Source organism: Nocardia sp. NPDC003979, from assembly GCF_053605015.1.
The window spans coordinates 177,057-199,142 of the sequence record NZ_JBSGIJ010000007.1 but is presented as its reverse complement, the minus strand read 5'-3'; the positions used below and the strand labels follow the sequence as shown (position 1 = coordinate 199,142).

Sequence of the window (22,086 nt, the reverse complement as noted above, 5' to 3'; positions counted from 1 at the left end):
GGAGACGGCCATGACCGACGAGCCCGGGAATTCCCGACCGCCGGCGCCGGTGTCCAAACGCAAAGCGGCGGCCCGGGGAGCGGCCCGCAGGCTCGGTGTCGAGGACTGGACGAACGCGGCGTTGCGGGTGTTGCTGCGCGACGGCGTCGGCGCCGTCACCATCGCCAAGGTCTGCGAGGAACTCGGGGTAACCAAAGGCAGCTTCTACTGGCACTTCGACGGCATCGATCAACTGCTCGAGACGACAGCGCAGTTCTGGTGTGCCGATCACAACGACGCCGCCCGCGGCTTCCACGACCTCGACGAACTGCCCGTCGAGCAACGCCTGGAACGCATGGGCGCGCTGCTCACCGAGGAGCGGGTCTGGCAGGTCGAGCTCGCGGTCCGCGACTGGGCACGCACCAACGCGAAGGTGGCCGAGGCGGTGAAGGCGCTGGATCAACGGATCTTCCACACCCTGTCCAAAGCCCTGATCGAGCTGGGGTTCTCGCCCGAACAGTCGGAGATGCGGGCCGGGCTGATGTGCTTCGCGGGCATCGGTTTCGTGCACGGCAATCAGAACCTGCCGGTGCCCACCGCGGATCAGCGTCGGGAGTTCTTCCGGTTCATCACCAGTGCCGGGCCGCGGTGCTGATCCCGCATTTCCGCGGCGGCGCTCAGGTCAGCGCGACCAGTTCGTGCAGCGTCGTTCCGTCCCGCTGTGCGGTGCCGTTGTCGGTGTGCACGCTCAGCTCGAAGGTCGACTCGAACCGGAAGTAGCCCGGGTGCCCGACGAGCCGGTGTACGAGCGGTTTGACCAGTGGTGAACGCACGACCGGCAGATCGTCGAGCAGATCGTGGGCGTGGATGACCCGGGTGATGTCCAGGCGCAGTTCGAGTCGCCCGGGTACCCGCAGTTCGACCCATTCGGGGTAGGTGCGGCCCGCGGTGGCGTCGAAGCGGGCGGGGCCCTCGGTGAGTACTGTCTCGCCGGTGGACAGCACGATGTCGGCGTGGTCGGCCAGCATCAACGGGTTGATCTCGTGGCCGCCCTTGCGCTGCTGGGTGAGCACCGAGGCGAACAGCAGCGAGTAGTCCCCCACGTACAACCGGCCCCAGTGCCAGCGCTCGATGGTCTTCTTCATGTCACCGACGCCCCAGTTGTGGTCGTGGTAGCCACGTCCGGTGACCTCGTGCCGTGCGCCGTCGAGCTCGATGGCCCCGGTCACTCGCGCGCGGGGCGCGGCGACCATCCAGCCGAAGGAATCCCTACCGCCGAAACGGGTTTCGCCCTTGCCGGGCATCCAGCCGGGGACCTCGTTGTGGAACCGCAGGTCGAAGACCAAGCCGTCCTCCGCCATCCGAAGATGGTGGGTGGGCAGACCGTCGTCGTGCGATTCGGTGCGGGCGGTGTTGTCACCGATACGTACATCGCAGGCATCCGGTGAGAACGCGGCCGCCGAGTGCGGATACCGCCGCGACACCTGACGGCGGGTGCCGTCGGGCGCGTAGACGATCATCTCCACCCAGGGTCGCGACAGCGGCAGGTCCTCGGGGCGACGTTTGATCAGGAAGCCGATCACCACGTGGCCGGTGTCGAGGTGCGCGTCGAAATACCAGTGTTCGAAGGCGAGCCTGCTCGCGGCGGGATGAAAAGCGTTGTGGTGCGGCTCGATCGGCGTCAGCTCGCCGTCGCCGCGGCCGGGCCCGTTCCATACTTCGACGATGTCGGTGGCAGTCATGATCGCTTTCCGTCGGTTCATCGGCGCAGGGCCCCGCCGGCGTCGAAGGCGGCTTCGCGGCCCCGCATCTGGGCCCGGTACCAGTTCTCGCGATGGGCGAGCACAAGTTTCTCGTGTACCCGCGCGAACGGCGGGCAGAACCGGCGCACGAGCTCCGTCACGGTGATCAGCGGGAAGCGCACGATCGGGACGAGGATCCACGGAAACGCCGGTGGCATGGTGTAGTGCCGACGCGTACCGGGGGCCATGTACATCGCGGCGTACACCGAGTTGATCCGGAAGTTGTACATCTCGCGTAGCCGGACCAGGCCGCGATGACCGTCGCGGGGCGCGAACGCCGCCGGATACGACTCGATCAGTTCGGTCCCGTGCTGTCCGGCGTCGTAGGACCGCGACGCGATGGTCATCGCCAGCACGCGCAGTGCGTCGAGAACCGTGTCGGGGTACCAGCGCAGCCGGACCCCGAGCAGGTGGCCCATGTACTTCTGGAAGTGCAGCAGCGCACGGATTTCCGACGGTGTCGTCTGGTAGCCGAGCGCCCACAGACCGAGCCCGGGCGTCACGCTGCCCGCCAGCAGGGTCAGCATCTGGTAGGTCTGGCTGATCGGCAGCCCCCAGCGTTCGATGTCCCACTCGGGATGACCGGCGACCTTCGCCCGCACCGACACGTGCATGACCCGCACCTTCAGCGCGGTGGCCCGGCCCGCCGAACCGGCGGTGAGCAGCGCGCCTCGCTCGGAGACGTCCATCCAGAACCGGCAGGTCTCGAGGAACCGGCGCAGCGCGCTGTCGCCCGCGTACCCACCGGCCAGCGACAGCGGCGTGGCGACCGCCGCCTCGGTGTACATCTCGAGTGTCTCGGCCCCGGCGAAACCGAACAGCATGGTGCCCCAGCGCCGCCAGATCGCGGCACCCTGCTCGACGAGTTCGGGCACCACCCAGTCGGGCACCGTCTCGAATTCGGCGAACAGTTCACGCATCGATTCCGGTGCCTCCGGGACCGCGTCGATGCCCTCGCGCAGGGCTTGCTCGAGCATCCGGCGCCCGGCTTTCGGCCCGATCTCGCCGTGCATCACCTCCGCGACGAATCGCTCGGCCACCGGGTCACCGGCGAACAGGTCTTCGCACAGGGCGATCGCCTGCTCGTCGGTCGGGAACAGCCGCTGCCTGGTCACGGCCGTGAAGACGCGTTCGAGGCGCCGCACCCGCAGTGTGTCGCGCGCCTCCCAGTAGCGAAATGCGCTGGGACACTTCGCCGTTGCTCCGGCGTGAAGGTTTTCGACCTGACCTTCGACGGATTCGGCCACACCGGGCCTCCTGACATGAGCATCCACCCGCTGACTGCGATCGTCGTCGACAATACTATGTCGAATAGTTTTCCGTACCCGAAAGTATGGAATCGAGGGTCGGTGGTGGCGGCAGCGGCCCAGTCCGCGGAGCGTTCTATCAGGTCACCGGGAGGAAGCGGTTGTCGATCACGGTCGCGTAATCCGGCAGCGGGGTGCCCGCCGGGATCTTGCCTTGACTTTCGGCCCACCGCCCCAGCTCCGTGAGCTTGCCCGGAAGGGTCGGCGGCAGTTGCAGGGTGAAATCGAATTGCGGGAGCACACCGCGCAGGAGGTCGGGTCGCAGCTGAGTGGCGGCCGAGACCGCCTCGACGGCGGGCTCGGCGAGTGTCTTCAGTTGCTCGCCCGCCTCCGACAGCGCCGCGAAGAACGCGGTCATGGCCTCGGCCTTGCGGGCGATCGCCTCCTGAGTCGCGAGGTAGAGGCTGTGCTGGTGATAGCTACCACCCGTCAGCTCGACGGCATCGGCGCCGAGCGCGGCCACCACCTGGGCCTGATACGGCTGGAAGATCGACACCGCGTCCACGTCGTGCCCGCTCGCAGCAGTGACCGTCGCCGACGGCGCGACCTGCACGAGGTTCGCCGTGATGTTGTTGTGCGACAGCGTATTCGCGGCGAAGTACGCGGCACTCGTGCCCAACGGCGTTCCGATGGACTTGCCCGCCAGATCCGCCACGTCGTCGATGCCCGCGCTGCGGCGGGCGATGATGCGCGAACCTTCCCAGCGTGAACCGTCGCCGACGATCCGCAGCGACGGCGAGCGGGTGAGCACAGCGGAGGTCGGCACGTCGGCGGCCGTGGCGATGTCGACCTGTCCGGCCGCGACCGCCTGCAGCGCTTCCACTCCGGAGGGGAAGTTGACGACTTCGACTGTCACATTGTGCTTGTCGAACAGCCCGACCCGGTCGGCGACGGGTATCTGCGCCCAAGACGGGTCGACGACGAATCCGACGGTCAGCTTGGTGGGATCGTCGCTGTCCGCGTCCGCGCAGGCGGTGACGGTCGCGAAGGCGAGAACGGTGAGCGCCGCGGCGACGATGCGGCGAGGAGAGATCTTCACGATGGTGTTTCCTAGCTCGAAGGGGGTCAGGCGATGGCGTGGTCGATGCCGAGTTCGTGGTGCAAGAGCTTGCGGAGCCTGCTGTAGCCGGGTTGCTCGGCCAGCGCGTCGGAAGGACGCGGCCGGGTCAGTGGGTTGGCGATCCGGTCGACGATGAGACCGTCGCGAAGCACACCGACGGTGTCGGACAGCCGGATCGCTTCATCGATGTCGTGGGTGACGAAGACGACGGTGCGGTGGTATCTGGTCCACAGGTCGATGAGCAGGTCCTGCATCCGCAGCCGGGTCAGCGCGTCGAGTGCGGCGAAGGGCTCGTCCATCAGCATCACCGTCGGCTCACCGGCGAGCATCCGGGCGATGTTCACCCGCTGCCGCATGCCGCCGGACAGTTCGCTGGGCCGGCGTGCGCCCGTGCCCGCTGGTAGCTCGACCACCTCGAGGAGTTCGGCGACCCGTCGCGGGCGTTCGCGCGCCCGGACACCGCGGGCGCGCAGGGTGAACTCGACGTTGTCGGCCACCGACATCCACGGAAACAGCACATCACGCTGAAAGGCCATGCCGCGGCGCGGATCCGGCGCCAGCACGGGAACGTCGTTGTCGGTCACCTGCCCGGAGGTGGGGGTGATGAGACCGGCCAGGCAGTGCAACAGTGTCGACTTGCCGCTGCCGGATGCGCCGACCAGCACAGTGAACGAGCCGTCGGGGATCGACATGGTGACCCCGCCGAGTGTCGGTGCCGATTGCCCGGGATAGTGCACGACCAGGTCTTGGATGTGAATTGCCATGTCAGTGCTCCTTTTCCGACCACTTCGTCAGGGGCGTCGTGACCGAGGCGATCGCCAGATCGCAGGCGGCGCCGATGATGCCGAGCACGATCAGGCAGGCAATCACCCGGTCTGCCTGGGAGAACATCTGTGACTGATAGATCCGATAGCCGATTCCGGCGGTGGTGCCGGTCATTTCGGCGACGACGATGAGTACGAACGACATCGCCGCACCGACACGCAGCCCGGAGACGATGTCGGGAGCCGCCTCGGGCAGCACGATCCGCAGCAGGGTCTGGCGCCTGCCCGCGCCGAGGCAGCGGGCGGCCTGCAGGTAGTCGTGTGGCGTGCCCGACAGGCCGGTGTGGCTGTTGATCCAGACCGGCACGAAGACACCGAGCGCGATGACCAGCGCTTTGCTGTCCTCGCCGAGCCCGAACCACAGGATGGCCAGCGGAACGAGTCCGATGGTCGGGACCGGAGCGAGCAACCGCAGCACCGGCTGGAGCAGTCGGCGCCCGATCGCGGTGTTCGCCGTCAGCACGGCGGCGGCGATACCCGCGAGCGCACCGAGCACGAATCCCGTTGCGGCACGGCGTGCACTGGCGACGATGTCCTCGGCCAGCAGGCCGTCGACCCACATGCCGTACCCGGCTCGCCAGATCTCGGGCAGCGCGGGGAACAGCTCCGCGGGGAACTGCCCGCTCGCCGCGACCAGGCTCCACGCCGCTGCGGCCAGTCCCAGCCCGGCGACCGTCCATACCAGTGCCTTCGAACGCACGATCCACGTCGGCGTGCCGGGCCTGAGCCCGCGTCGTGGCCGGGCTCCGAACGTCGCGGGCGGATCCGGTGCGGTGGTGGTTCCCACGCTGATCGTCATCTCGTCGTCCTTCCTTCAGCTGTGGGTCGACGTGGGTTCGGGCACCCAGTCGAAGGGAACCGACTGCGCCCGGTAGACCAGCGGGGTCAGGGTGAGTCGGTCGACCCCGGGGACGCGGGGTTCGCGGACCTCGGGCTCACCGGCGACGCCGTAGCCCTCGTAGGGACTGTGGTATTCCCAGACCACCGCACCGTCCGAGGTCACCTGGAAGATCCGGCCGCGCATGCCCTCGGTGATGAGGGTGTTGCCGTTGGGTAGCCGCTGGGCGTTGCTCACGAAGGAACTGAAGAACGTCCACGACGGGCGCTGGGAGTCCTCGGCGGTGTACTGCCAGACGATCTGCTCGGTCGCCGGATCGATCTCGAGCACCCGGGAACCCGCGTAGATGCCGAGCGGAGCCGGCGGATAACCGGCGCCACCCTGGTTGTCGAAGACCAGGATGTTGCCCGCGCCGGGTAGGCCGGGCGCGATCATGTGTGGGTTGTGCTGGCCCGAGATCTGATCGAGCGGGCGCGGCACCTTGTGGACGTTGATGCGCTGATGCTGGGCGCCCGGAACAGCGTCGAAGTACGGGCCCAGCTTCCAGGCGATCGAGCCGGAGGCCTTGTCGATCAGCGCGACGATATTGGCCTTGCGGAAACTCACGAGAATGTTGTCGGGCTGGAACACCGTGTCGGGGTCATCGGCGTGCCAGGCGTTGGGGCCAAGCGATTTCGCGCTGTTCATCTCCAGGTAGCCCCACGGGTCTTCGGGGTCACGGGCCGCGGTGGCGCGCAGGGCTTCCCAGCCGTGTTCACTGAAGCCGAGCTCGTGCAGGTGATCACCGGCGAGCCACTGCCAGACGATGGCGCCCCCGGGGTCGACTTCGAAAAGTCCCTGGTCGCCTACGGTCATCTCACCGAGGTCGGGGACCACCCGTGGCACGGTCACCAGGAGCAGGCGATTGCCGTTGGGCAGCAGTTCCCAATCGTGGTTCTGACGTGCCGCGCCGCCGGGGGCCTGCGTGCCCCATTCCCACACGGTCTCACCGGTCCACGTGAGTTGACCGACCGTGCCATTGGCGTAGATGCCGCCACGGGCGTCACCGCTCTCGCTGAGCTGGACGCCGATGTCACCGATCCGGCCCCCGTTGAGTGCCGGGTCGATGACGCGGGGAGGGACCCCGGCGAACGGCCACTCCCGCACGACGGTGCCTGCGAGATCGATGAGGCGGGTGATCGAGTCGGCTCCGGTGAACAGGATGTAGCTGTCGTGGGTGTTGCCGGGTTCGTGATGGGTGACTCCGCTGAGTCGTACGTAGGACATGTCGTCTACTTCACCTGTCGTTTGTTGCGGCGGAGGGTCGCGCCGGTAACGTGTCTAATCGATTAGCGTAGGAAGAAATACGGCGCTGGACAGGGTAGAAATCGGGATGAGTGAAACCAGGACGAACTCGGGCGCGGCCCGCGATACTGGAGCGAATGTGACGACCAAACGGCCAACCCTCGCCGATGTCGCGACACTCGCAGGCGTCTCGACCGCCGCGGTGAGCTACGTCCTCAACGACGGTCCCCGCCCGGTGTCCGACGCATTGCGCGCCAAGGTTCTCGCAGCCGCCGACGAACTGCGCTACCGCCCCGACCGCAACGCCAGGGCGCTACGACGGCCACGCAAGTGGCGCCAACTCGGCCTGCTCGTCCCCGACCTCACGTTGCCGCTGTATGCCGCGCTGGCCGGGCGGCTCGAAATCGAGGCGCGCGCTCGCGATCACCTGACGATGATCGGTAATACCGGCTACGACCCCGACCGGGAACTGGAGTTCACGGCGGCGTTCACCGATGTCGGCATCGACGGCCTGATCGTGGTCGGCGCGGTCAACACCCCCGAGATCGGCAAAGTCTGTCGCCGCGCTCGCGTACCCGTCGCCTGGGTGCACAACCGCAGGGGAACCGTCGACACCCCGACGCCTCTCGTCCGCGCCGATCATGTCGCCGCGGGCAGACTCGCCACCACACATCTCATCGAGGTCCATGGTTGTCGTGACATCGCCTTCGTCGGCGGCTTCACCGCCACCGACGTGGAATACGGCGACCGGGAAACCGTCGCCGAGCGGTACGAGGGCTTCGCCTCGATCATCGACGGGGGCACCGTGATCCGCACAGATCTCACCCCGGAGGGGGCCTATCGGGCAGTCGCTGCACACCTGCGGACAGTGCACAGACCGCAAGCTCTGGTTGTCGGCACGAACGGCCAGGCAGCGGCCGCGATGCGTGCTGTCACCGATGTGGGCCTGCGTGTTCCCGGCGACCTTCGCATCGTCGGCTTCGACGGTGGCGTGGCCCAGCAGTTCGGGCAGATCACCCTCACCTCGGTGATGCAGCCGATAGACGTCATCGCCGCCCGCGCGATCGGTGATGTTCTCGATCCGGCCGAGCCCGATCCGGCGACGTGGGCGCCGATGCCGGTCACCCTCCACCACGGCGAGTCCTGCGGCTGCCCGTCCGACACCGATTCACCCCGGAGCCCGACCACTAGTTGACGGGAGTCGCGCGATCCTTCGCTCGCCCATGGCCTTCGACGGGGCGGCGCAACCATGCCCGCAATGCCTCGGTGACTTCGGCGGGACGCTGTTCCATGATGAAATGGCCGCCGTCGATCCGGACGAGAGTCGCGTGCGGGATGTGTGCGGCGAGGTCTTCGGCACAGCGAAACGGGATCGCCGGGTCCTGGTCGCCCCAGATCACGGAGGTGGGGCAGCGGATGGCGCCGAGTCCGGCCGCGAGTTCCGGGCGCACCCGGACGCTGTAGCCCGCCCAGAAATGGGCGTACCAGCGGCGCCCTTCGCGGGTGTCCAGGAAATCGAGGTAACCGGACAGGCGTTGGGTGTCGAACGAGCCGTTGCGGACGAACTGTGCCAATCCCAGGCGGTGGACGAGTCCGATCGTTCGTGCCGTGAGGAGCGGGCGAAACATCGGGCGTCGCGCCGCGGCGGACAACAGCCCGAACAGTTGGTAGTACGGCGTGGTGAAGGTGCGGTGAGCCCGGGAATTGAGGATAGCGAAACGCTGGACCCGGTCGGGGTATCGCTGCACGAACCCGAGTCCGAGGAAACCGCCGTAGTCGTGACAGGCCAGATCGACGCGGTCGAGGCCGAGTGCGTCGAACAGTCGCGCGATCCGGTCGACCTCGGTGTCGTAGTCGCAGCTCAACCGCAGGTCACGAGCCGAAGCACCCCAGCCTTGCCAGTCGGGCGCGATCACCCGGCGCGATCGGGACAGCGGCCCGATCTGATGCCGCCACGCGGCGTGGCTCTCCGGCCAGCCGTGCAGCACAACCAGCGGATCTCCCTGTCCCACATCGGCATAGGCCAGGCGCGCGCCGTCGACGCCGACCTCGTTCAGTTCGAAGGTTGTCGTCATCTCTGCTCCACATCTCGCACGGTGGTGACGATCGGTGGATGTATGGTCGCGTGCATGGCGTTGCCCGCACTTCCAGAAACGTGCGCTGCCGAGCCTGCGGCCGCCACCGCACCGGCACGGCTGTGGCTGCGTCTCGGACACGCGGTCTATATCGGTCCCGGTATGGCGCTGGGGCCGCATTCCACCGCCGTGGCGAGTCTCGGCGTCGGTTTGGACGGACCGTTCCGGGTCCGCGCCGCGGGCGTTCCCGATGTCACCGCCCGCAGCTTCCTGTTCCGTGCCCGGGTCACCCACCACATTCTCGACACAGACGGGCGAAGACTGTTCTGCTTCTTCGACCCGACCTCGTCCCGGATGACCCGTTGTCTCGGCGGAATGTCGCGCGACATCGGCGGTTTCAGCGCCGATCAGCGCAACGAAGCCGCCCTGATCGACCTGGGCAACTCCCCCGACCCGGATATCGACCGAGTACTCGATCTGGCCAGCGTCCCGGTCCCGACGATCGGCGATCCACGCATCGCCGCGGTGGCCGCGCAGATCCGCGCCGACCCGACCCAGCAGCAACGCGCGGCCGAAAAGGCCATGGCCGCAGGCCTTTCCACCTCGTACTTCCTGCGCACCTTCGCCGAGCAGACCGGCACGAGCTTCCGCCGCTACGTCCAATGGGCGCGAATGCTGCGAGTGGCGAAGTCATTCACCGAGGGCCACGACCTGACCCGAGCCGCCACCGACGCGGGCTTCGCCTCACCCTCGCACCTCAGTGACACCTTCCGGGCCATGTTCGGCATGACTCCCACCGCCTTCACCGCCCTCGGCGCCGAACTGCACATCGACGACTGATGCACGGCCCGGACGCTCAGCCCTCCTTGACCAGGTCCGGCTCCTCCTCGGCCATCACGGCTTCGCCGCGCGCGACCATGCCTGCCTCGTCGGACAGCGTCAGGTGCGGGATGAACAACGCGAGCGCGAACGCGAGGATCGCACCGGGGATCAGGTACCAGAAGCCGGGTACCAGCGCGTCGACGTAGGCGCCGACGATCGCGTCGTGCAGCTTGTCCGGCAGGTTCTTGACCACCGAGGGGATCAGCGCGCTCGGGTCGATGTTCGCCGCCGCCGCTTCCTGCCAGTTCGCCTGGAACGCGCCGGTGAGATTCTCGGTCAGCCTGCCGGTGAAGATGGAACCGAAGATCGCGATACCGAGCGCGCCACCCATCTCCCGGAAGTAGTTGTTGGCACTGGTCGCCGTGCCGATCTGGTCGGGAGCGACCGCGTTCTGCACCACGAGCACGATGATCTGCATGATCAGGCCGAGGCCCGCGCCCATGACGAACAGCATGGCCGAGACCACCCACATCGAGGTGTTCGCGTCCAGCCGGGTCAGCCACAGCATGTCGATGGCGATGAGGGCGGCGCCGATGGGCGGATACACCCGGTAGCGACCGGTCTTGGTGATCACGTTCATCGAGGTGATGAGCGTGAGCATCATGCCGATCATCATCGGGATCAGCAGCAGGCCCGACACCGACGCGGAAGTACCGCTGGCCATCTGCAGGTAGGTGGGGATGAAACCGATCGCCGCGAACATCACCAGGCCGACCAGGAATCCGATCACCGAGGTGAGCACGAAGGTGCGGTTGCGGAACAGCCACAGCGGCAGCATGGGTTCCTCGGCACGCGACTCGACGAAGACGAACGCCGCGACCACGACGACGAACGCCGCGATCATCGACAGCATCACCGTCGAACCCCACTCGTACTGCTTGCCGCCCCAGTCGGTGATCAGGATCAGCAGGGTGGTCGCGGCCGACATCAACACGATGCCCAGGTAGTCGGGCCGGAACTTGGGGCGGTGGCTGGGGATGCTCAGGTAGCGGAAGGCGATGAACAGCGCGGCGATGCCGATCGGCACATTGATCCAGAAGCACCAGCGCCAGTCGAGGTGGTCGGCGAACAGACCGCCGAGCAGCGGCCCGGCGACCGAGGTGATGCCGAAGACAGCGCCCATCGGCGCCATGTACTTGCCGCGGTCCTTGGCAGGCACCACGTCGGCGATGATGGCCTGCGCCAGGATCATCAGACCGCCGCCGCCGACGCCCTGCAGGCCGCGGAAGGCGATGAACTCCCAGAATCCCGTCGACGCGGCGGCACCGACGGAGGCGGCGGTGAAGACGGTGATCGCGAACAGGAACAGCCGGCGCCTGCCGAACATGTCGCCGAGTTTTCCGTAGATCGGCATCACGATGGTGGTGGCGAGCAGATACGAGGTGGCGGTCCAGGCCATGTGGGAGACCCCACCGAGTTCGCCGACGATGGTCGGCATCGCGGTGCCGACGATCATCTGGTCGAGGCTGGCCAGGAACATACCCGCGATCAGCGCGGAGAAGATCAGCCAGATCCGCTTCTGCGTGAGGACGATCGGGGTCGGCGGCGAGTCGGCCGTCGTGGTCATCGGTGCGTCTCCCTTGTCGTGCCGTCCGGCCGGTCGAACAGCCGGGCGGCCATGGCGCAGTGCTCGTGCAGCGCTGCGGCGAACGACCCGTGCGGATCCGCGGCCAGCGACATCGCCGCCCGCGTGGTGATGGTCGTCATGATTCCCGCGGTGAGCGAGGCGAATTCGGGCTCGACCTCGGCACCGAGCCGCGCCGAAAGGAGTTCGGCGGTGGCGGCTTCCAAACGGGCGCCGGAGGCGATGAAGGCGGCGAGCACTCTCGGCTCGGCGGTGATCAGCTCGGTGACCAGCGAGATACCTTCGCGCACTTCGTTTTCGGGCTGGAATCCGGCGGCGTGCAGCCAGGTGAGGTCCTCGATGAGCACCCCGGTCGGACCGCCGGCGACGAACTCCTGCCGCGCTTCGGGTGTGCCGATGTCGCCGATCGGGCCGACCACCGCGTCGAGCTTGGTGTCGTAGTAGTTGAAGAAGGTGCGCGGCGAGACGCCGACCGCCTTGGCGATGTCGTCGACATTGGTCGCGTCCAGCCCGTGCTCGACCGCCAATCGCCGCGCGGCAAGGCACAGTTCGATCAGGGTCCGCTGCTTCTTCTGTTCACGCAGACCGATCGAGGGCTGCCTGGCCGGCTCGGAAGACATGCCGCCAAGTTAGCACAAACTGCAATTTTTCAGAAACTGCAACTACATGAGCTCAGGCCTCGGCGGTACGACCCGACAGCGGCATCGCGGGCAGGCCGAGCTTGCGGTGGTCCCAGGACCTGACCCTGGTCTGGTCGACCCGGATCACGATGCGCTTGTTCATCATCTGTTCCACGAACGGATGGACCTCGGGGCTGTACGGGCCGACGTAGCGTTCGTAGATGTCGACGGCGGCTCGCCAGTACTCCTCGTCCTGTATGTCCTCGATCAGGTGGGCGGTGCCCTCGATCGATACACCACGCAGCTGGTCGTAGGTCTCGCCCGCTTCGGCCATGCAGGCGATGGTCGGATCGCGGCGCAGGTTCACCGCCTTCTGCGACTTGGACTTGGTCTCGAAGTAGACGACACCGTCGATGTGGCCGAACCACATGGCGGTGAGGTGTGGTTTTCCGGACCGGTCGAGGGTGGCCAGCGTGAGCACCCTCGTGCTGTCGAGAAACTCCGCGATTTCCAGCGCATTCATCCGCACCACAGCTCGCTGATCGATTCCCACTACTGGCCACCTTCCGGTCCTGGTCACTTTCCGCCGACCCTACTCAGCCGAGCAGCGCACCGCGGTCGCTCTGCCTAGGTGCGGGTTTTCGGGGTCGCGGGTGGGGTCCGTGCCTCGTTGCGGTGCTGGTCCCACCAGGAGGCGCTTTCCTGCTGGGCGGTCTCCTGGTCCTTGGACGGCGCCGGTGTACTCGGTATGCCGAGGACTCTGAGCCGCCAGTCGTCCTGCGGGATGGCGGCCACGATGCGCACGGGCACGACCGCCGTGAGCAGCAGGCAGTTTCAGACGCAGACCATCAGACAGATCGGGGGAACCGACACCACGATCGCGGTCGCGAGGGTCCCCATCTGGATCGGATCGCGCGAGATGGACACGACGTTGCCGCAGATGCTGGCCGCCACGGTGACGAGGAGCAGCAACTCGTAGAACCGGACGAGGGACGTGGCCTTCTCGTCACGGATGCCGACCAGCGTGATGAAAGTGCAGGCGACCAGCGCGACCGTCAGACCGACGACGAGCGGCCACAACCACGTCAGGTGCTCCGGAACCCCCGCCACCGCCGCGAGAGTCGAGGTGAAGGTGAAGGAGGCGATCGCCGCGGCGACAACCAGTACCGCCCCTAAACCGACCAGTAGCTTCGGCACCGTCACTGGAACAGGACGAGGGAAACGGTCCGAGTGGTCCATCGGGCTCCATTCTACGGGCTTTTGACCGCCAAATACGCAGGCTCTCAACAGAGTACGGGCACGCGGCGGGCCGCGCCGCGAGCGGACCGAGCGGACACCGTAAAGTCCCGTCACACACGATTCGCAACAATATTTCGGCGCGCGGCACCGGATCCGGCGATCGGCGCGAAGCAGGGTCAAGCCGTGGGTTTCGGGGTACCGGCCCTGGGAGAATTGTGGAACTCTTCCGCTTCACGCGGTCCCGATCGAACACCGGGACCGACTACACCGATGCGAAGGACCACCGAACCCATGCGAATCGCAGGACTGACCGCCCTCGCGGCGGGCGCACTGATCCTCCCGGCCACCTTGGCTCCCGCGGCCTCAGCGGAGGTGGAGGACATCACCATCTACGCCTGGGGCAACAGCGAAATGCCCGTCGCCTGCGACTATGTGGGTTGGCGCCCGCCGGCCAAGGGCACGTACACGATCGTGGCGACCCAGGGCTCCTCCACCAAGACCCTCGTCGTCGAGGTCACCGGCGACCCCCAGCTGGGCAGCGGCTCGGCGGGGCTGCCCAGCGGTTCCAGCTGACCGATCGGCCGACTCGCTGACCGCCCGATGCCGGCGGTCAGCGAGCGCACGGCTCACTGCCCGAGCAAGCCCTTGGCGACGTGGGTCACCTGGATCTCGTTGCTCCCCGCGTAGATCATCAGCGACTTCGCGTCACGGGCCAGCTGCTCGACCCGGTACTCGGCCATGTAACCGTTGCCGCCGAACAACTGCACCGCTTCCATCGCGACATCGGTGGCGGCCCTGGTGGAATACAGCTTCATCGCCGAGGCCTGTGCCAGCGTCGGCATCTTGCCCGCCGCCGAGCTCTCCAACGCCCGGAACACCATGTTCTCGACGTTCAGGCGCGCGATCTCCATTTCGGCCAGCTTCAACTGGACCAGCTGGAAGCGGCCGATCTCCTGCCCCCACAGCTTGCGCGACTTGGCGTATTCGATGCACAGCCGGTGGCATTCGTTGATGATGCCCATCGACAAGATCGCGCAGCTGACCCGTTCGACGATGAAACTGGCCCGGGCGCTTTCCCGGCCGTCACCGCCCTGGTGATCCTCGGTCTCACCGAGCAGCCGGTCCTTGCTCAGCCGCACATTGTCGAAGAACAACTCACCGGTGGGCGAGGAATGCATGCCCATCTTCTTGAACGGTTTGCCCTGAGTGAACCCCTCCATGCCCTTGTCCAGCACGAAGGTGAGCACCTTGCGGTCGCGCTTGTCGCCGCCGTCGCCTTCGTCGAGCTTGGCGTAGACGACCACGGTGTCGGCGAACGGGCCGTTGGTGATGAAGGTCTTCTGCCCGTTGAGGATGTAGTCCTCACCATCGCGACGGACGTAGGTTTTCATGCCGCCGAACGCGTCGGAACCGGAGTCGGGCTCGGTGATCGCCCACGCCGCCACCTTCTTCAGGGTGACGATGTCTTTGAGCCACCGCTGCTTCTGCGCGAGCGTGCCGCGTGCGGCGATGGTCGCCGCCCCGAGCCCGAGGCTGACACCGACCGCCGCGACGCTGCCCAGGGTGACGCCGGTCAGTTCGCTGACGAGTACCGCGGCCATACTGCCCTGCGCCGCAAGCGGGTTCGACGCGGCCTTCTTGTCCGGCTTCTCCGGCGCGGGCTCCCCCGCCGCGATCCGGTCGGCCCTGGCCTGTTCCTTCGCCAGCATCTTGTCGACAGCCTCACCGGCCATCACATCGAGCCCGAACTGGCTGAACAGTGTGCGCATGATGTCGTACGGCGGCAGCTCGCCGTGTTCGAGTTCGTCGATGTGGGGACGAACTTCCTTGTCGATGAACGCGCGCACGGATTCGCGGATCATCTCGTCGGTCTCGGACCATTCGAACATCGTTGTTGACTCCAGGATTCGTGGTTCAGGGCAGCCGGGCGGCGATGTCGTCGATCGACCATGCCTCGTCGGTCTCGATGGTCTTGACGTCGTGCCAGCCGGCGAGTTCGCTGATCGCGCCGCCCTGCACCGCGAACACCTTGCCGGTGATCGGGCACTTCTCGCCTGCCAGGTAGGCGACCAGCGGTGAGATGTTGGCCGGGCTGAAAGCGTCGAAGCTGCCCTCGGCTTCGGCCTCGGCCGCCTCGGCCGCCATCAGCGCGCCCATTCCCGGGGTGGCCAGGGTCAGGCGGGTGCGGGCGATCGGGGCGATCGCGTTGGCCCGCACGCCGTAGCGCTCGAGCTCGTCGGCAGCGACCAGGGTCAGCGCCGCGATCGCGGCCTTGGCGGAACCGTAGTTGGCCTGGCCCGCGTTGGGCACGGTCACACCCGACGCCGAGGCGGTGTTGATGATCGCCGCGTTGGGTCGACGGCCTGCCTTGGCCTCGGCCTTCCAGTACGCCGAGGCGTGGTGGATGACCGCGAAATGACCCTTGAGATGCACCGCGACCACGGCGTCCCAGTCCGACTCCGACAGGCTGGGGATGAAGCCGTCGCGGAGAATGCCTGCGTTGTTGACGACCACGTCGAGGCCACCGAATGCCGAGATCGCTTGCGCGACCAGGGCTTCAGCACCCGCCCAGGTGGCGACGTCATCGGTGTTGGCCACCGCCCGGCCGCCCGCGGCGACGATCTCGTTCGCCACTTCCTGCGCCGGGCCCACATCGACACCGTCACCGCTGTTGCTGCCGCCCAGGTCGTTGACGACGACCGCGGCACCCTCGCGGGCGAACAGCAGCGCGTGCTCACGTCCGATACCGCGACCGGCACCGGTGATCACCGCGACCCGTCCTTCCAGGGCACCCATGCTTACTCCTTCGTTTCACAGTCTTGGTCGGTCGCCACGGATGTGGGTCCGACAGCCGGCGGAGACCTGCCCGCGCACGCGCTTCGGCGTGGGCGGGTCATGGGTCAGTCCGTGATTTCGGCGATGCCGTTGCTCAACACCACATCGGTCCCTCGCACGGTCTCGAACGCGTACGTGGTGACACCGTTGTCGGTGCCCGCGTTCCAGATTCGCGTCTCGAGGTCGTCACCGGGGAAGACGAACTTGGAGAAACGCACGGCCAAGCGCTTCACCCGCGAAACATCGGAATCGGCGACTTCGGCGAGGACACCCCACCCGGCCATCGCCATCGTGCACAGACCGTGCGCGATGATGCCGGGCAGACCGGCGTCCTTGGCGACTTCCTCGTCCAGATGCAGCGGTACCGGGTCACCCGAGGCGGGCGCGTACCGGAACGTCTGGTCGTCGTCGACGTGGTGGGCGGTCTTCGCCTGCGGCGAGGACTGTTTGAGCTCGGTATAGGGCTCGATCACCGGGATCGCCTCGCCGACTCTGTCGCCGGCGTCGACCCCGCGGAAGAATCCGGACAGGTACTGCTCGTTGACCAGGTCACCGCTCACCTCGTCCTTGCAGGTGAGGTGGATGTAGACCAGCGAGCCGGTGGACTTGGTCTCCCAGCCGATCACCCGCCCGCGCGAGACCAGTCGGTCACCGGGCTTGATCGGGCGGTGGAAGTGGAAGTCCTGCTCGCCATGGGTGATCCGGCCGAAGATGTCCATCGGCACCACGTCGACGGCGGGTGCCATCAGCGCGTCGAAGGCCGGGACGATGGCGAACACCGGCGAGCCCACGTCACCGCGGCGATGCGCGGGGATCGGGTCGTTGGTCGCGGCCGCGTACTCGGCCAGCCGCTCCCTGGTGACCTCGAACCGCTCTTCGTCCGACCACAGGTTCAGACCGTCGCGGTCGAACTCGGAGACGTCGCCCATGGTCAGGCTCCGGCGGCGAGGGCGGCGAGCTTGTCCAGCGAGGTCTGCAGCTGCTTGGTGCCGTCCTTTTCGACGGCCTTGCCGAGGGCGCCTTTGATCAGCGAACCCTCGAATTCCCCTGCGACCTGGACCTCGGTCTTGTCGCCGTCGGGCGTCAGGTCGAAGGAGAAGGTGGCCTTCACCCCGGCCATCCCGGTTCCCGTCATGACCAGCTTGGTCGGGGCGACCTCGCCGACGACCCACTCCATCTTGTTGGCCATGCCGAGCATGAAGATCTTGGCGGTCAGCGTCGTGCCCTCGGTCAGGGTGGCCGGCGGTTCGACCATCCAGCGCTCGTGGATGGTGAACCAGTCGCCCCAGGTGGACGGGTCGGTGATCACACCCATCAGCTTCTCGGCGGGGGCGTTGAGGGTGGCGGTCTTCTCGATGTGACCCATGAGTGTTCTCCTGCGAATGGTGGTGTGGTGGAAGGCCGGTCAGCGGTCGGCGCGCTGGTATGCGGTGACGACCGCGGCGCCGCCCAAGCCGATGTTGTGCTGCAGGGCAGCGGTCACGTTGTCGACCTGACGCGCATCGGCGGTGCCGCGCAGCTGCCAGGTGAGTTCGGCGCACTGCGCCAGTCCGGTGGCGCCGAGCGGGTGTCCCTTCGAGATCAGGCCGCCGGAGGGGTTCACGACCCACTTGCCGCCGTAGGTGGTCTGGTTGTCGTCGAGCAGCCGACCGGCCTCGCCCGGCGCGCACATGCCGAGGGCTTCGTAGAGCAGCAGCTCGTTCGCCGAGAAGCAGTCGTGCAGTTCGATGACCTGGAAGTCCTCGGCACCGAGACCGGCCTGCTTGTACACCTCGGCCGCGGCGGCGACATTCATGTCGTAGCCGATGATGTTCTTGGCGGTGCCGTCGAAGGTCGAGGCGAAGTCGGTGGTCATGGCTTGACCCACGATTTCGACCGCACGGTCGGCGAGGTCGTGTTCGGTCACGAAATCTTCGCTCGCCAGGATCGCCGCGCCGGAACCGTCGGAGGTCGGCGAGCATTGGAGCTTGGTGAGCGGGTCGTAGATCATTCGCGCATCGAGGATCTGGTCGATGGTGTATTCGTCACGGAATTGCGAATACGGGTTGTTCACCGAGTGCTTGTGGTTCTTGTAACCGATTTTCGCGAAATGCTCGGCGGTAGTGCCGTATTCCTTCATGTGCTCGCGGCCCGCGGCGCCGAACATCCAGGGCGCGGGTGGAAAGAGCACCTCGGAGATTTCGGCCAATGCCTGCATGTGTTTGGCCATCGGCTGCTCGCGGTCGTCGAAGGTGGTGCCGAGCGAGCCGGGCTGCATCTTCTCGAAACCGAGCGCGAGCGTGCAGTCGGCCAGGCCGCCGCGGATCGCCTGCGCCGCCAGATACAGCGCGGTCGACCCGGTCGAGCAGTTGTTGTTCACATTGACCACCGGGATACCGGTCATGCCGAGTTCGTAGACCGCCCGCTGCCCCGACGTCGACTCGCCGTACACATAGCCGACGTAGGCCTGCTGCACCTCGGTATAGGAAATGCCCGCGTCGGTGAGGGCTTTGGTGCCCGATTCCCGCGCCATATCCGGGTAGTCCCAGATGCTGCCGTCTTCGTTGAATCGCCGACCCGGCTTCTCGAATTTCGTCATACCGACACCGACGACGAATACCCGTTGCGTCACAGGACAGTCCTCTCCATAGATCAGCCGTGCGGCTGTCACCTATGACGCTAGGAGTTCGATTGCCACCCGACGAGGACCGCAGCGGGCCGTTCGGGGGACCGAAACGATCATCGCCGCTGCGGTACCGTACGAATCGCCTCGCCCGACGTCGAAGGAGCCAAGTGGCGCAGACGATTCCGATGCGGTTCTTCCGAGCGACAGTCGAGTCGATGGTGAAACGCGGCCTCGATGTGGGACGCGCGCTGCGCGGAGCGGGACTCGACTGGCGGCTCTACGCCGAAGACCGTGCCCGGATGACACCGGAGCAGACGACCGGGGTGATCCGCGCCCTCTGGGAGCAGACCGACGACGAACTGCTGGGCTTGGGTCCCCGACCGGTTGCACGCGGCACCTTGCGACTGGCCGGACTCACCGTCATCCACACCCGGGATCTGCGCGGCGCGCTCGGCCGCATGTTCGAACTGTCCTCCGTGACCACCGGCATCCGCTGGGAGATGCGGGCCGACGACGCCGGCCGCGCCACGATCGGCATCGCCGACCCCGACGTGCGCCTCGATCCGTTCGTCGCGTTCGCGATGACCGGTGGGGTGCACCGGTTCGCCGGCTGGCTGATCGGAGCGCCGATCACGTTGCTTTCCGTGGATTTCCCGTTCGATGCCGAGCACCTGGCCGACGAGTACACGACGATTTTCGGAGTCCGGCCGACCTTCCGCGCATCGCGGTTGGCGATGTCGTTCGACGCGGCGTTGCTGCCCATGCCGGTGGTGCGCGACGAAGCCGACCTCAAACGGTTCCTCCGTGACTCCCCCGGTGTGCTGTTCTACGCGCAGGAGCAGGCCACGACCACCGCGGCCCGGGTGCGCGCGATCATGGAGCGCAACCGGAACGGTCCCTGGCTCGGCGCCGACGAACTCGCCCGCCGTCTATCGATCAGCGCGCCGCACCTGCGTCGGCTGCTGCGCGGCGAAGGCACCAGCCAGCGGCGGATCCAGGAGGAGATCCTTCGCGACCGCGCCGTCGAAGCACTGGTGCACGGAGACGAGCCGATCGCGGATCTCGCCGCCCGCCTGGGCTATTCGGAGGCCAGTGCCTTCCGCCGGGCGTTTCACCGGTGGACCGGTAGCGCGCCGAGCCACTACCGCTCCACCCGAATCAGGAAGCCGTGATCGTATGACGCACACCGAGACGGAAGCACGCTTGGACGACACGGGCAACGTCTTGATCGCACCGACGGAATCGCGCGACACCGTGATCCCGGACTTCTTCGGGACCACGATCACCCCGGCGGATCTCGCCGCCGGTTCGACGGATCTCACCCAGAAGACCGTCTACTTGTGTGGCGATATGGCTGCAATCAATGAGCATCAGCTGAGTTCGGCCGCACGGGTTTTCGTTGTCCGGAAGCTGTCACACGGCCACGACGACCTGCCGGCTGTCATCGACCCCGGTCGTGTCCCGGTTCGTGTGCATCGCGTCGGCGTGTACTACCGCCGCTTCTTCGCCCTCGAAGACGACCACTTCGGGCGAATCAGCGCCGAGCACACCTTCCAGTCCCTGACCGAGTCCACCAAGCCGGGTTCGGCCCACCGCAGCGGTATCTACCTGACACCTGTCACGCGAAGAGGTGACGAACTGCATTTCCGGCTGCTGCGCTGCTCGACGAATCTCTCGGGGCCGACCGAGGGCTTCGGCCCGACCGACACGAGCATCGTCGACGCGCTGAACAACGAGGCCGCCACCGTGTTCCGTGGCCACGCGCCGCTCAATCACGTTCTCGCCCAGATCTATCACAACACCCCGGCCACGGCCGGGCGCAAACAGTCCAAGGCCAAGATCTCGGCCCATGCCGACAAGACCAAGGACATGCCCGTCGACGGCGTCATGGCCTTCTGCACCTTCTACGACGGACTCGACATGCTGGCGCCCATGGCCGCCGACCCCTTCGACTACGGCGTGCGGAATACCAGCGGTCTGACCGAACTCCGCTTCCGCCTGAAGGATTCGGCCGACGCACGCGACGGGGTCCCCGTGCGATTCGATCTGACCCTGTATCCCGGCTCCGTGTTCTTCATGCCGCTGTCGACCAACCGTCTCTACACCCACGAGATCCGGCCCCCGGCGCCGGACGTCGGATCGCTGCCGACCCGGCTGGGCTATGTGGTGCGCTGCTCGAACGCCGAGGCCGTACACAGGGACGGCCAGACCTTCCTGAAGCGAGCCGGTGGCTTGGTGAAGCTGGAGCCGCCCACTCCAGAAGGCGTCGACGAATTGCGCGGGCTCTACGCAGAAGAGAACAGAACCACGTCCTTCATCGACTACGGCGACCAGTTTCCATTCAGCATGAACGCAGGAGACTACGATGCTCCGCGGATCTGACATCTCCGACGAAATAGCTTCGTACGTTTTGCCTTTCGAGCGCAACCTGTTCGCGGAGCTTTCCGGTTCGGCTCTCCTGGAGGAAACGGGAAACGGCCGGCGCGGCGCGACTCTCACCGACCCCGATGCGGCGGGTCGCGTGCCGCTCGTCCGGACAACCACCCGCTACGCCCGCCCGACGCAGCGCTTCCAGCCGGTACATCACCACCTGGCACAGCAGATACAGATTCGAGCGGGAATCGCGGTCGGTTTCGACAACGCGCTCATCGAGAGCTATACGAACGCCTACGCCACCATGGGCAGCCATTCCGATCAAGCACTCGACCTCGCCGATCAGTCCTTCATCGCCGTCTTCTCCTGCTATCGCCACCCCGAGGCACCGCCGCGGACGCTGATCTTCGAACGGAAGGGGACCGAGGAGAATTTCGCGATCCCCCTCGCGCACCACAGCGTCGTCGTGTTCTCCGTCGCCGCGAATCGGCGGTTCAAGCACAAGATCGTGCTCGAGCCGTCCGCACGGTCGGTCGAAAACCAGTGGCTCGGCGTGACTTTCCGGAAATCGAAGACTTTCGTCCGGTTCCGAGAGGGCCGGCCATACCTGCCGCAGGGTCCCCTTCTCACCTCGGCCGACGACGATCAGCGACGAGAGTTCTACCGCCTGCGACGACGTGAGAACAACGAAACAGACTTCGTCTACCCGCCGCTGACCTACACCGTCAGCGAAAGCGACCTCATCCCACCGGCCTGAGGCACCGACTGCTCCCCGCGT

Annotated in this window: 24 protein-coding genes; 7 read left to right on the top strand and 17 right to left on the bottom strand. The window is 66.8% G+C overall.

What is annotated here, in order from left to right:
* Window positions 1-10: 10 nt before the first annotated feature.
* Entirely contained in the window at window positions 11-634 is a 624-nt protein-coding gene (locus ACWEVR_RS17670) for a TetR/AcrR family transcriptional regulator (RefSeq protein ID WP_452467786.1), read from the top strand.
* A gap of 22 nt (window positions 635-656) precedes the next feature.
* Here ACWEVR_RS17670 and ACWEVR_RS17665 read toward each other — a convergent pair whose 3' ends face one another.
* The 6 genes from ACWEVR_RS17665 to ACWEVR_RS17640 all read right to left on the bottom strand — a co-directional run bounded on the left by ACWEVR_RS17665 (window position 657) and on the right by ACWEVR_RS17640 (window position 7,076).
* Window positions 657-1,721 carry a lipocalin-like domain-containing protein gene (locus tag ACWEVR_RS17665; RefSeq protein ID WP_452467785.1) on the bottom strand — a complete coding sequence of 355 codons (1,065 nt, stop codon included), beginning with the start codon at window positions 1,719-1,721 and terminating at the stop codon, window positions 657-659.
* Between the two features lie 17 nt (window positions 1,722-1,738).
* On the bottom strand, window positions 1,739-3,028 hold the full coding sequence (locus ACWEVR_RS17660) for an oxygenase MpaB family protein (RefSeq protein WP_452467784.1): 1,290 nt from the start codon (window positions 3,026-3,028) through the stop codon (window positions 1,739-1,741).
* Window positions 3,029-3,167: 139 nt separating this feature from the next.
* Window positions 3,168-4,127, bottom strand: coding sequence for an ABC transporter substrate-binding protein (locus ACWEVR_RS17655; RefSeq protein ID WP_452467783.1), 960 nt, complete (start codon window positions 4,125-4,127; stop codon window positions 3,168-3,170).
* A 26-nt stretch (window positions 4,128-4,153) separates the two neighbouring features.
* A complete protein-coding gene (locus ACWEVR_RS17650) occupies window positions 4,154-4,912 on the bottom strand; it encodes an ABC transporter ATP-binding protein (protein ID WP_452467782.1) in 759 nt (252 codons plus the stop codon).
* Window position 4,913: 1 nt separating this feature from the next.
* Window positions 4,914-5,771, bottom strand: coding sequence for an ABC transporter permease (locus tag ACWEVR_RS17645; RefSeq protein ID WP_452467781.1), 858 nt, complete (start codon window positions 5,769-5,771; stop codon window positions 4,914-4,916).
* 15 nt (window positions 5,772-5,786) lie between these two features.
* Window positions 5,787-7,076 (bottom strand): aryl-sulfate sulfotransferase, encoded by a 1,290-nt coding sequence (locus ACWEVR_RS17640; RefSeq protein ID WP_452467780.1) that lies wholly within the window; start codon window positions 7,074-7,076, stop codon window positions 5,787-5,789.
* A 157-nt stretch (window positions 7,077-7,233) separates the two neighbouring features.
* Here ACWEVR_RS17640 and ACWEVR_RS17635 point away from each other — a divergent pair, with 157 nt between their 5' ends.
* On the top strand, window positions 7,234-8,289 hold the full coding sequence (locus ACWEVR_RS17635) for a LacI family DNA-binding transcriptional regulator (RefSeq protein WP_452467779.1): 1,056 nt from the start codon (window positions 7,234-7,236) through the stop codon (window positions 8,287-8,289).
* Here the strand turns inward: ACWEVR_RS17635 and ACWEVR_RS17630 are convergent.
* Window positions 8,282-9,169, bottom strand: coding sequence for an alpha/beta fold hydrolase (locus ACWEVR_RS17630; protein ID WP_452467778.1), 888 nt, complete (start codon window positions 9,167-9,169; stop codon window positions 8,282-8,284). The genes ACWEVR_RS17635 and ACWEVR_RS17630 overlap by 8 nt on opposite strands.
* A 54-nt stretch (window positions 9,170-9,223) precedes the next feature.
* Between ACWEVR_RS17630 and ACWEVR_RS17625 the strand changes: the two genes are divergently transcribed.
* Window positions 9,224-10,009: a helix-turn-helix domain-containing protein gene (locus ACWEVR_RS17625; RefSeq protein WP_452467777.1), complete on the top strand. Its 786-nt coding sequence runs from the start codon at window positions 9,224-9,226 to the stop codon at window positions 10,007-10,009.
* Window positions 10,010-10,025: 16 nt separating this feature from the next.
* Here ACWEVR_RS17625 and ACWEVR_RS17620 read toward each other — a convergent pair whose 3' ends face one another.
* From ACWEVR_RS17620 to ACWEVR_RS17600, 5 genes are all read right to left on the bottom strand, one after another.
* Window positions 10,026-11,618, bottom strand: coding sequence for an MDR family MFS transporter (locus ACWEVR_RS17620; RefSeq protein ID WP_452467776.1), 1,593 nt, complete (start codon window positions 11,616-11,618; stop codon window positions 10,026-10,028).
* The gene (locus ACWEVR_RS17615; RefSeq protein WP_452467775.1) at window positions 11,615-12,256 is read right to left on the bottom strand and encodes a TetR/AcrR family transcriptional regulator; all 642 of its coding nucleotides are present in this window, start codon (window positions 12,254-12,256) and stop codon (window positions 11,615-11,617) included. Before ACWEVR_RS17615 ends, ACWEVR_RS17620 begins: the two co-directional genes overlap by 4 nt.
* Window positions 12,257-12,308: 52 nt before the next feature.
* Window positions 12,309-12,809: a pyridoxamine 5'-phosphate oxidase family protein gene (locus tag ACWEVR_RS17610; protein WP_452467774.1), complete on the bottom strand. Its 501-nt coding sequence runs from the start codon at window positions 12,807-12,809 to the stop codon at window positions 12,309-12,311.
* 74 nt (window positions 12,810-12,883) lie between these two features.
* Window positions 12,884-13,066 (bottom strand): hypothetical protein, encoded by a 183-nt coding sequence (locus ACWEVR_RS17605; RefSeq protein ID WP_452467773.1) that lies wholly within the window; start codon window positions 13,064-13,066, stop codon window positions 12,884-12,886.
* A gap of 24 nt (window positions 13,067-13,090) precedes the next feature.
* Entirely contained in the window at window positions 13,091-13,459 is a 369-nt protein-coding gene (locus tag ACWEVR_RS17600; RefSeq protein ID WP_452467772.1) for a DUF2637 domain-containing protein, read from the bottom strand.
* Between the two features lie 327 nt (window positions 13,460-13,786).
* Here ACWEVR_RS17600 and ACWEVR_RS17595 point away from each other — a divergent pair, with 327 nt between their 5' ends.
* Window positions 13,787-14,068 carry a hypothetical protein gene (locus tag ACWEVR_RS17595; RefSeq protein WP_452467771.1) on the top strand — a complete coding sequence of 94 codons (282 nt, stop codon included), beginning with the start codon at window positions 13,787-13,789 and terminating at the stop codon, window positions 14,066-14,068.
* A 53-nt stretch (window positions 14,069-14,121) separates the two neighbouring features.
* On the opposite strand, the gene ACWEVR_RS17590 is transcribed toward ACWEVR_RS17595, so the two are convergent.
* The 5 genes from ACWEVR_RS17590 to ACWEVR_RS17570 form a co-directional block, all read right to left on the bottom strand.
* The gene (locus ACWEVR_RS17590) at window positions 14,122-15,384 is read right to left on the bottom strand and encodes an acyl-CoA dehydrogenase family protein (RefSeq protein ID WP_452467770.1); all 1,263 of its coding nucleotides are present in this window, start codon (window positions 15,382-15,384) and stop codon (window positions 14,122-14,124) included.
* A gap of 25 nt (window positions 15,385-15,409) precedes the next feature.
* Entirely contained in the window at window positions 15,410-16,291 is an 882-nt protein-coding gene (locus ACWEVR_RS17585; RefSeq protein WP_452467769.1) for an SDR family oxidoreductase, read from the bottom strand.
* Window positions 16,292-16,395: 104 nt separating this feature from the next.
* On the bottom strand, window positions 16,396-17,259 hold the full coding sequence (locus ACWEVR_RS17580; protein WP_452467768.1) for a MaoC/PaaZ C-terminal domain-containing protein: 864 nt from the start codon (window positions 17,257-17,259) through the stop codon (window positions 16,396-16,398).
* A gap of 2 nt (window positions 17,260-17,261) precedes the next feature.
* Entirely contained in the window at window positions 17,262-17,696 is a 435-nt protein-coding gene (locus ACWEVR_RS17575; protein WP_452467767.1) for a type II toxin-antitoxin system Rv0910 family toxin, read from the bottom strand.
* A 39-nt stretch (window positions 17,697-17,735) separates the two neighbouring features.
* Complete coding sequence (locus ACWEVR_RS17570) at window positions 17,736-18,941, bottom strand: lipid-transfer protein (protein WP_452467766.1); 1,206 nt, start codon at window positions 18,939-18,941, stop codon at window positions 17,736-17,738.
* A 161-nt stretch (window positions 18,942-19,102) separates the two neighbouring features.
* Between ACWEVR_RS17570 and ACWEVR_RS17565 the strand changes: the two genes are divergently transcribed.
* The 3 genes from ACWEVR_RS17565 to ACWEVR_RS17555 are packed head-to-tail and all read left to right on the top strand — an operon-like array spanning window position 19,103 to window position 22,065.
* Window positions 19,103-20,107 (top strand): AraC family transcriptional regulator, encoded by a 1,005-nt coding sequence (locus ACWEVR_RS17565; RefSeq protein WP_452467765.1) that lies wholly within the window; start codon window positions 19,103-19,105, stop codon window positions 20,105-20,107.
* A 4-nt stretch (window positions 20,108-20,111) separates the two neighbouring features.
* The gene (locus ACWEVR_RS17560; RefSeq protein ID WP_452467764.1) at window positions 20,112-21,317 is read left to right on the top strand and encodes a hypothetical protein; all 1,206 of its coding nucleotides are present in this window, start codon (window positions 20,112-20,114) and stop codon (window positions 21,315-21,317) included.
* Entirely contained in the window at window positions 21,301-22,065 is a 765-nt protein-coding gene (locus tag ACWEVR_RS17555) for a hypothetical protein (RefSeq protein WP_452467763.1), read from the top strand. The genes ACWEVR_RS17560 and ACWEVR_RS17555 overlap by 17 nt, the downstream gene beginning before the upstream one ends.
* Window positions 22,066-22,086: the final 21 nt, after the last annotated feature.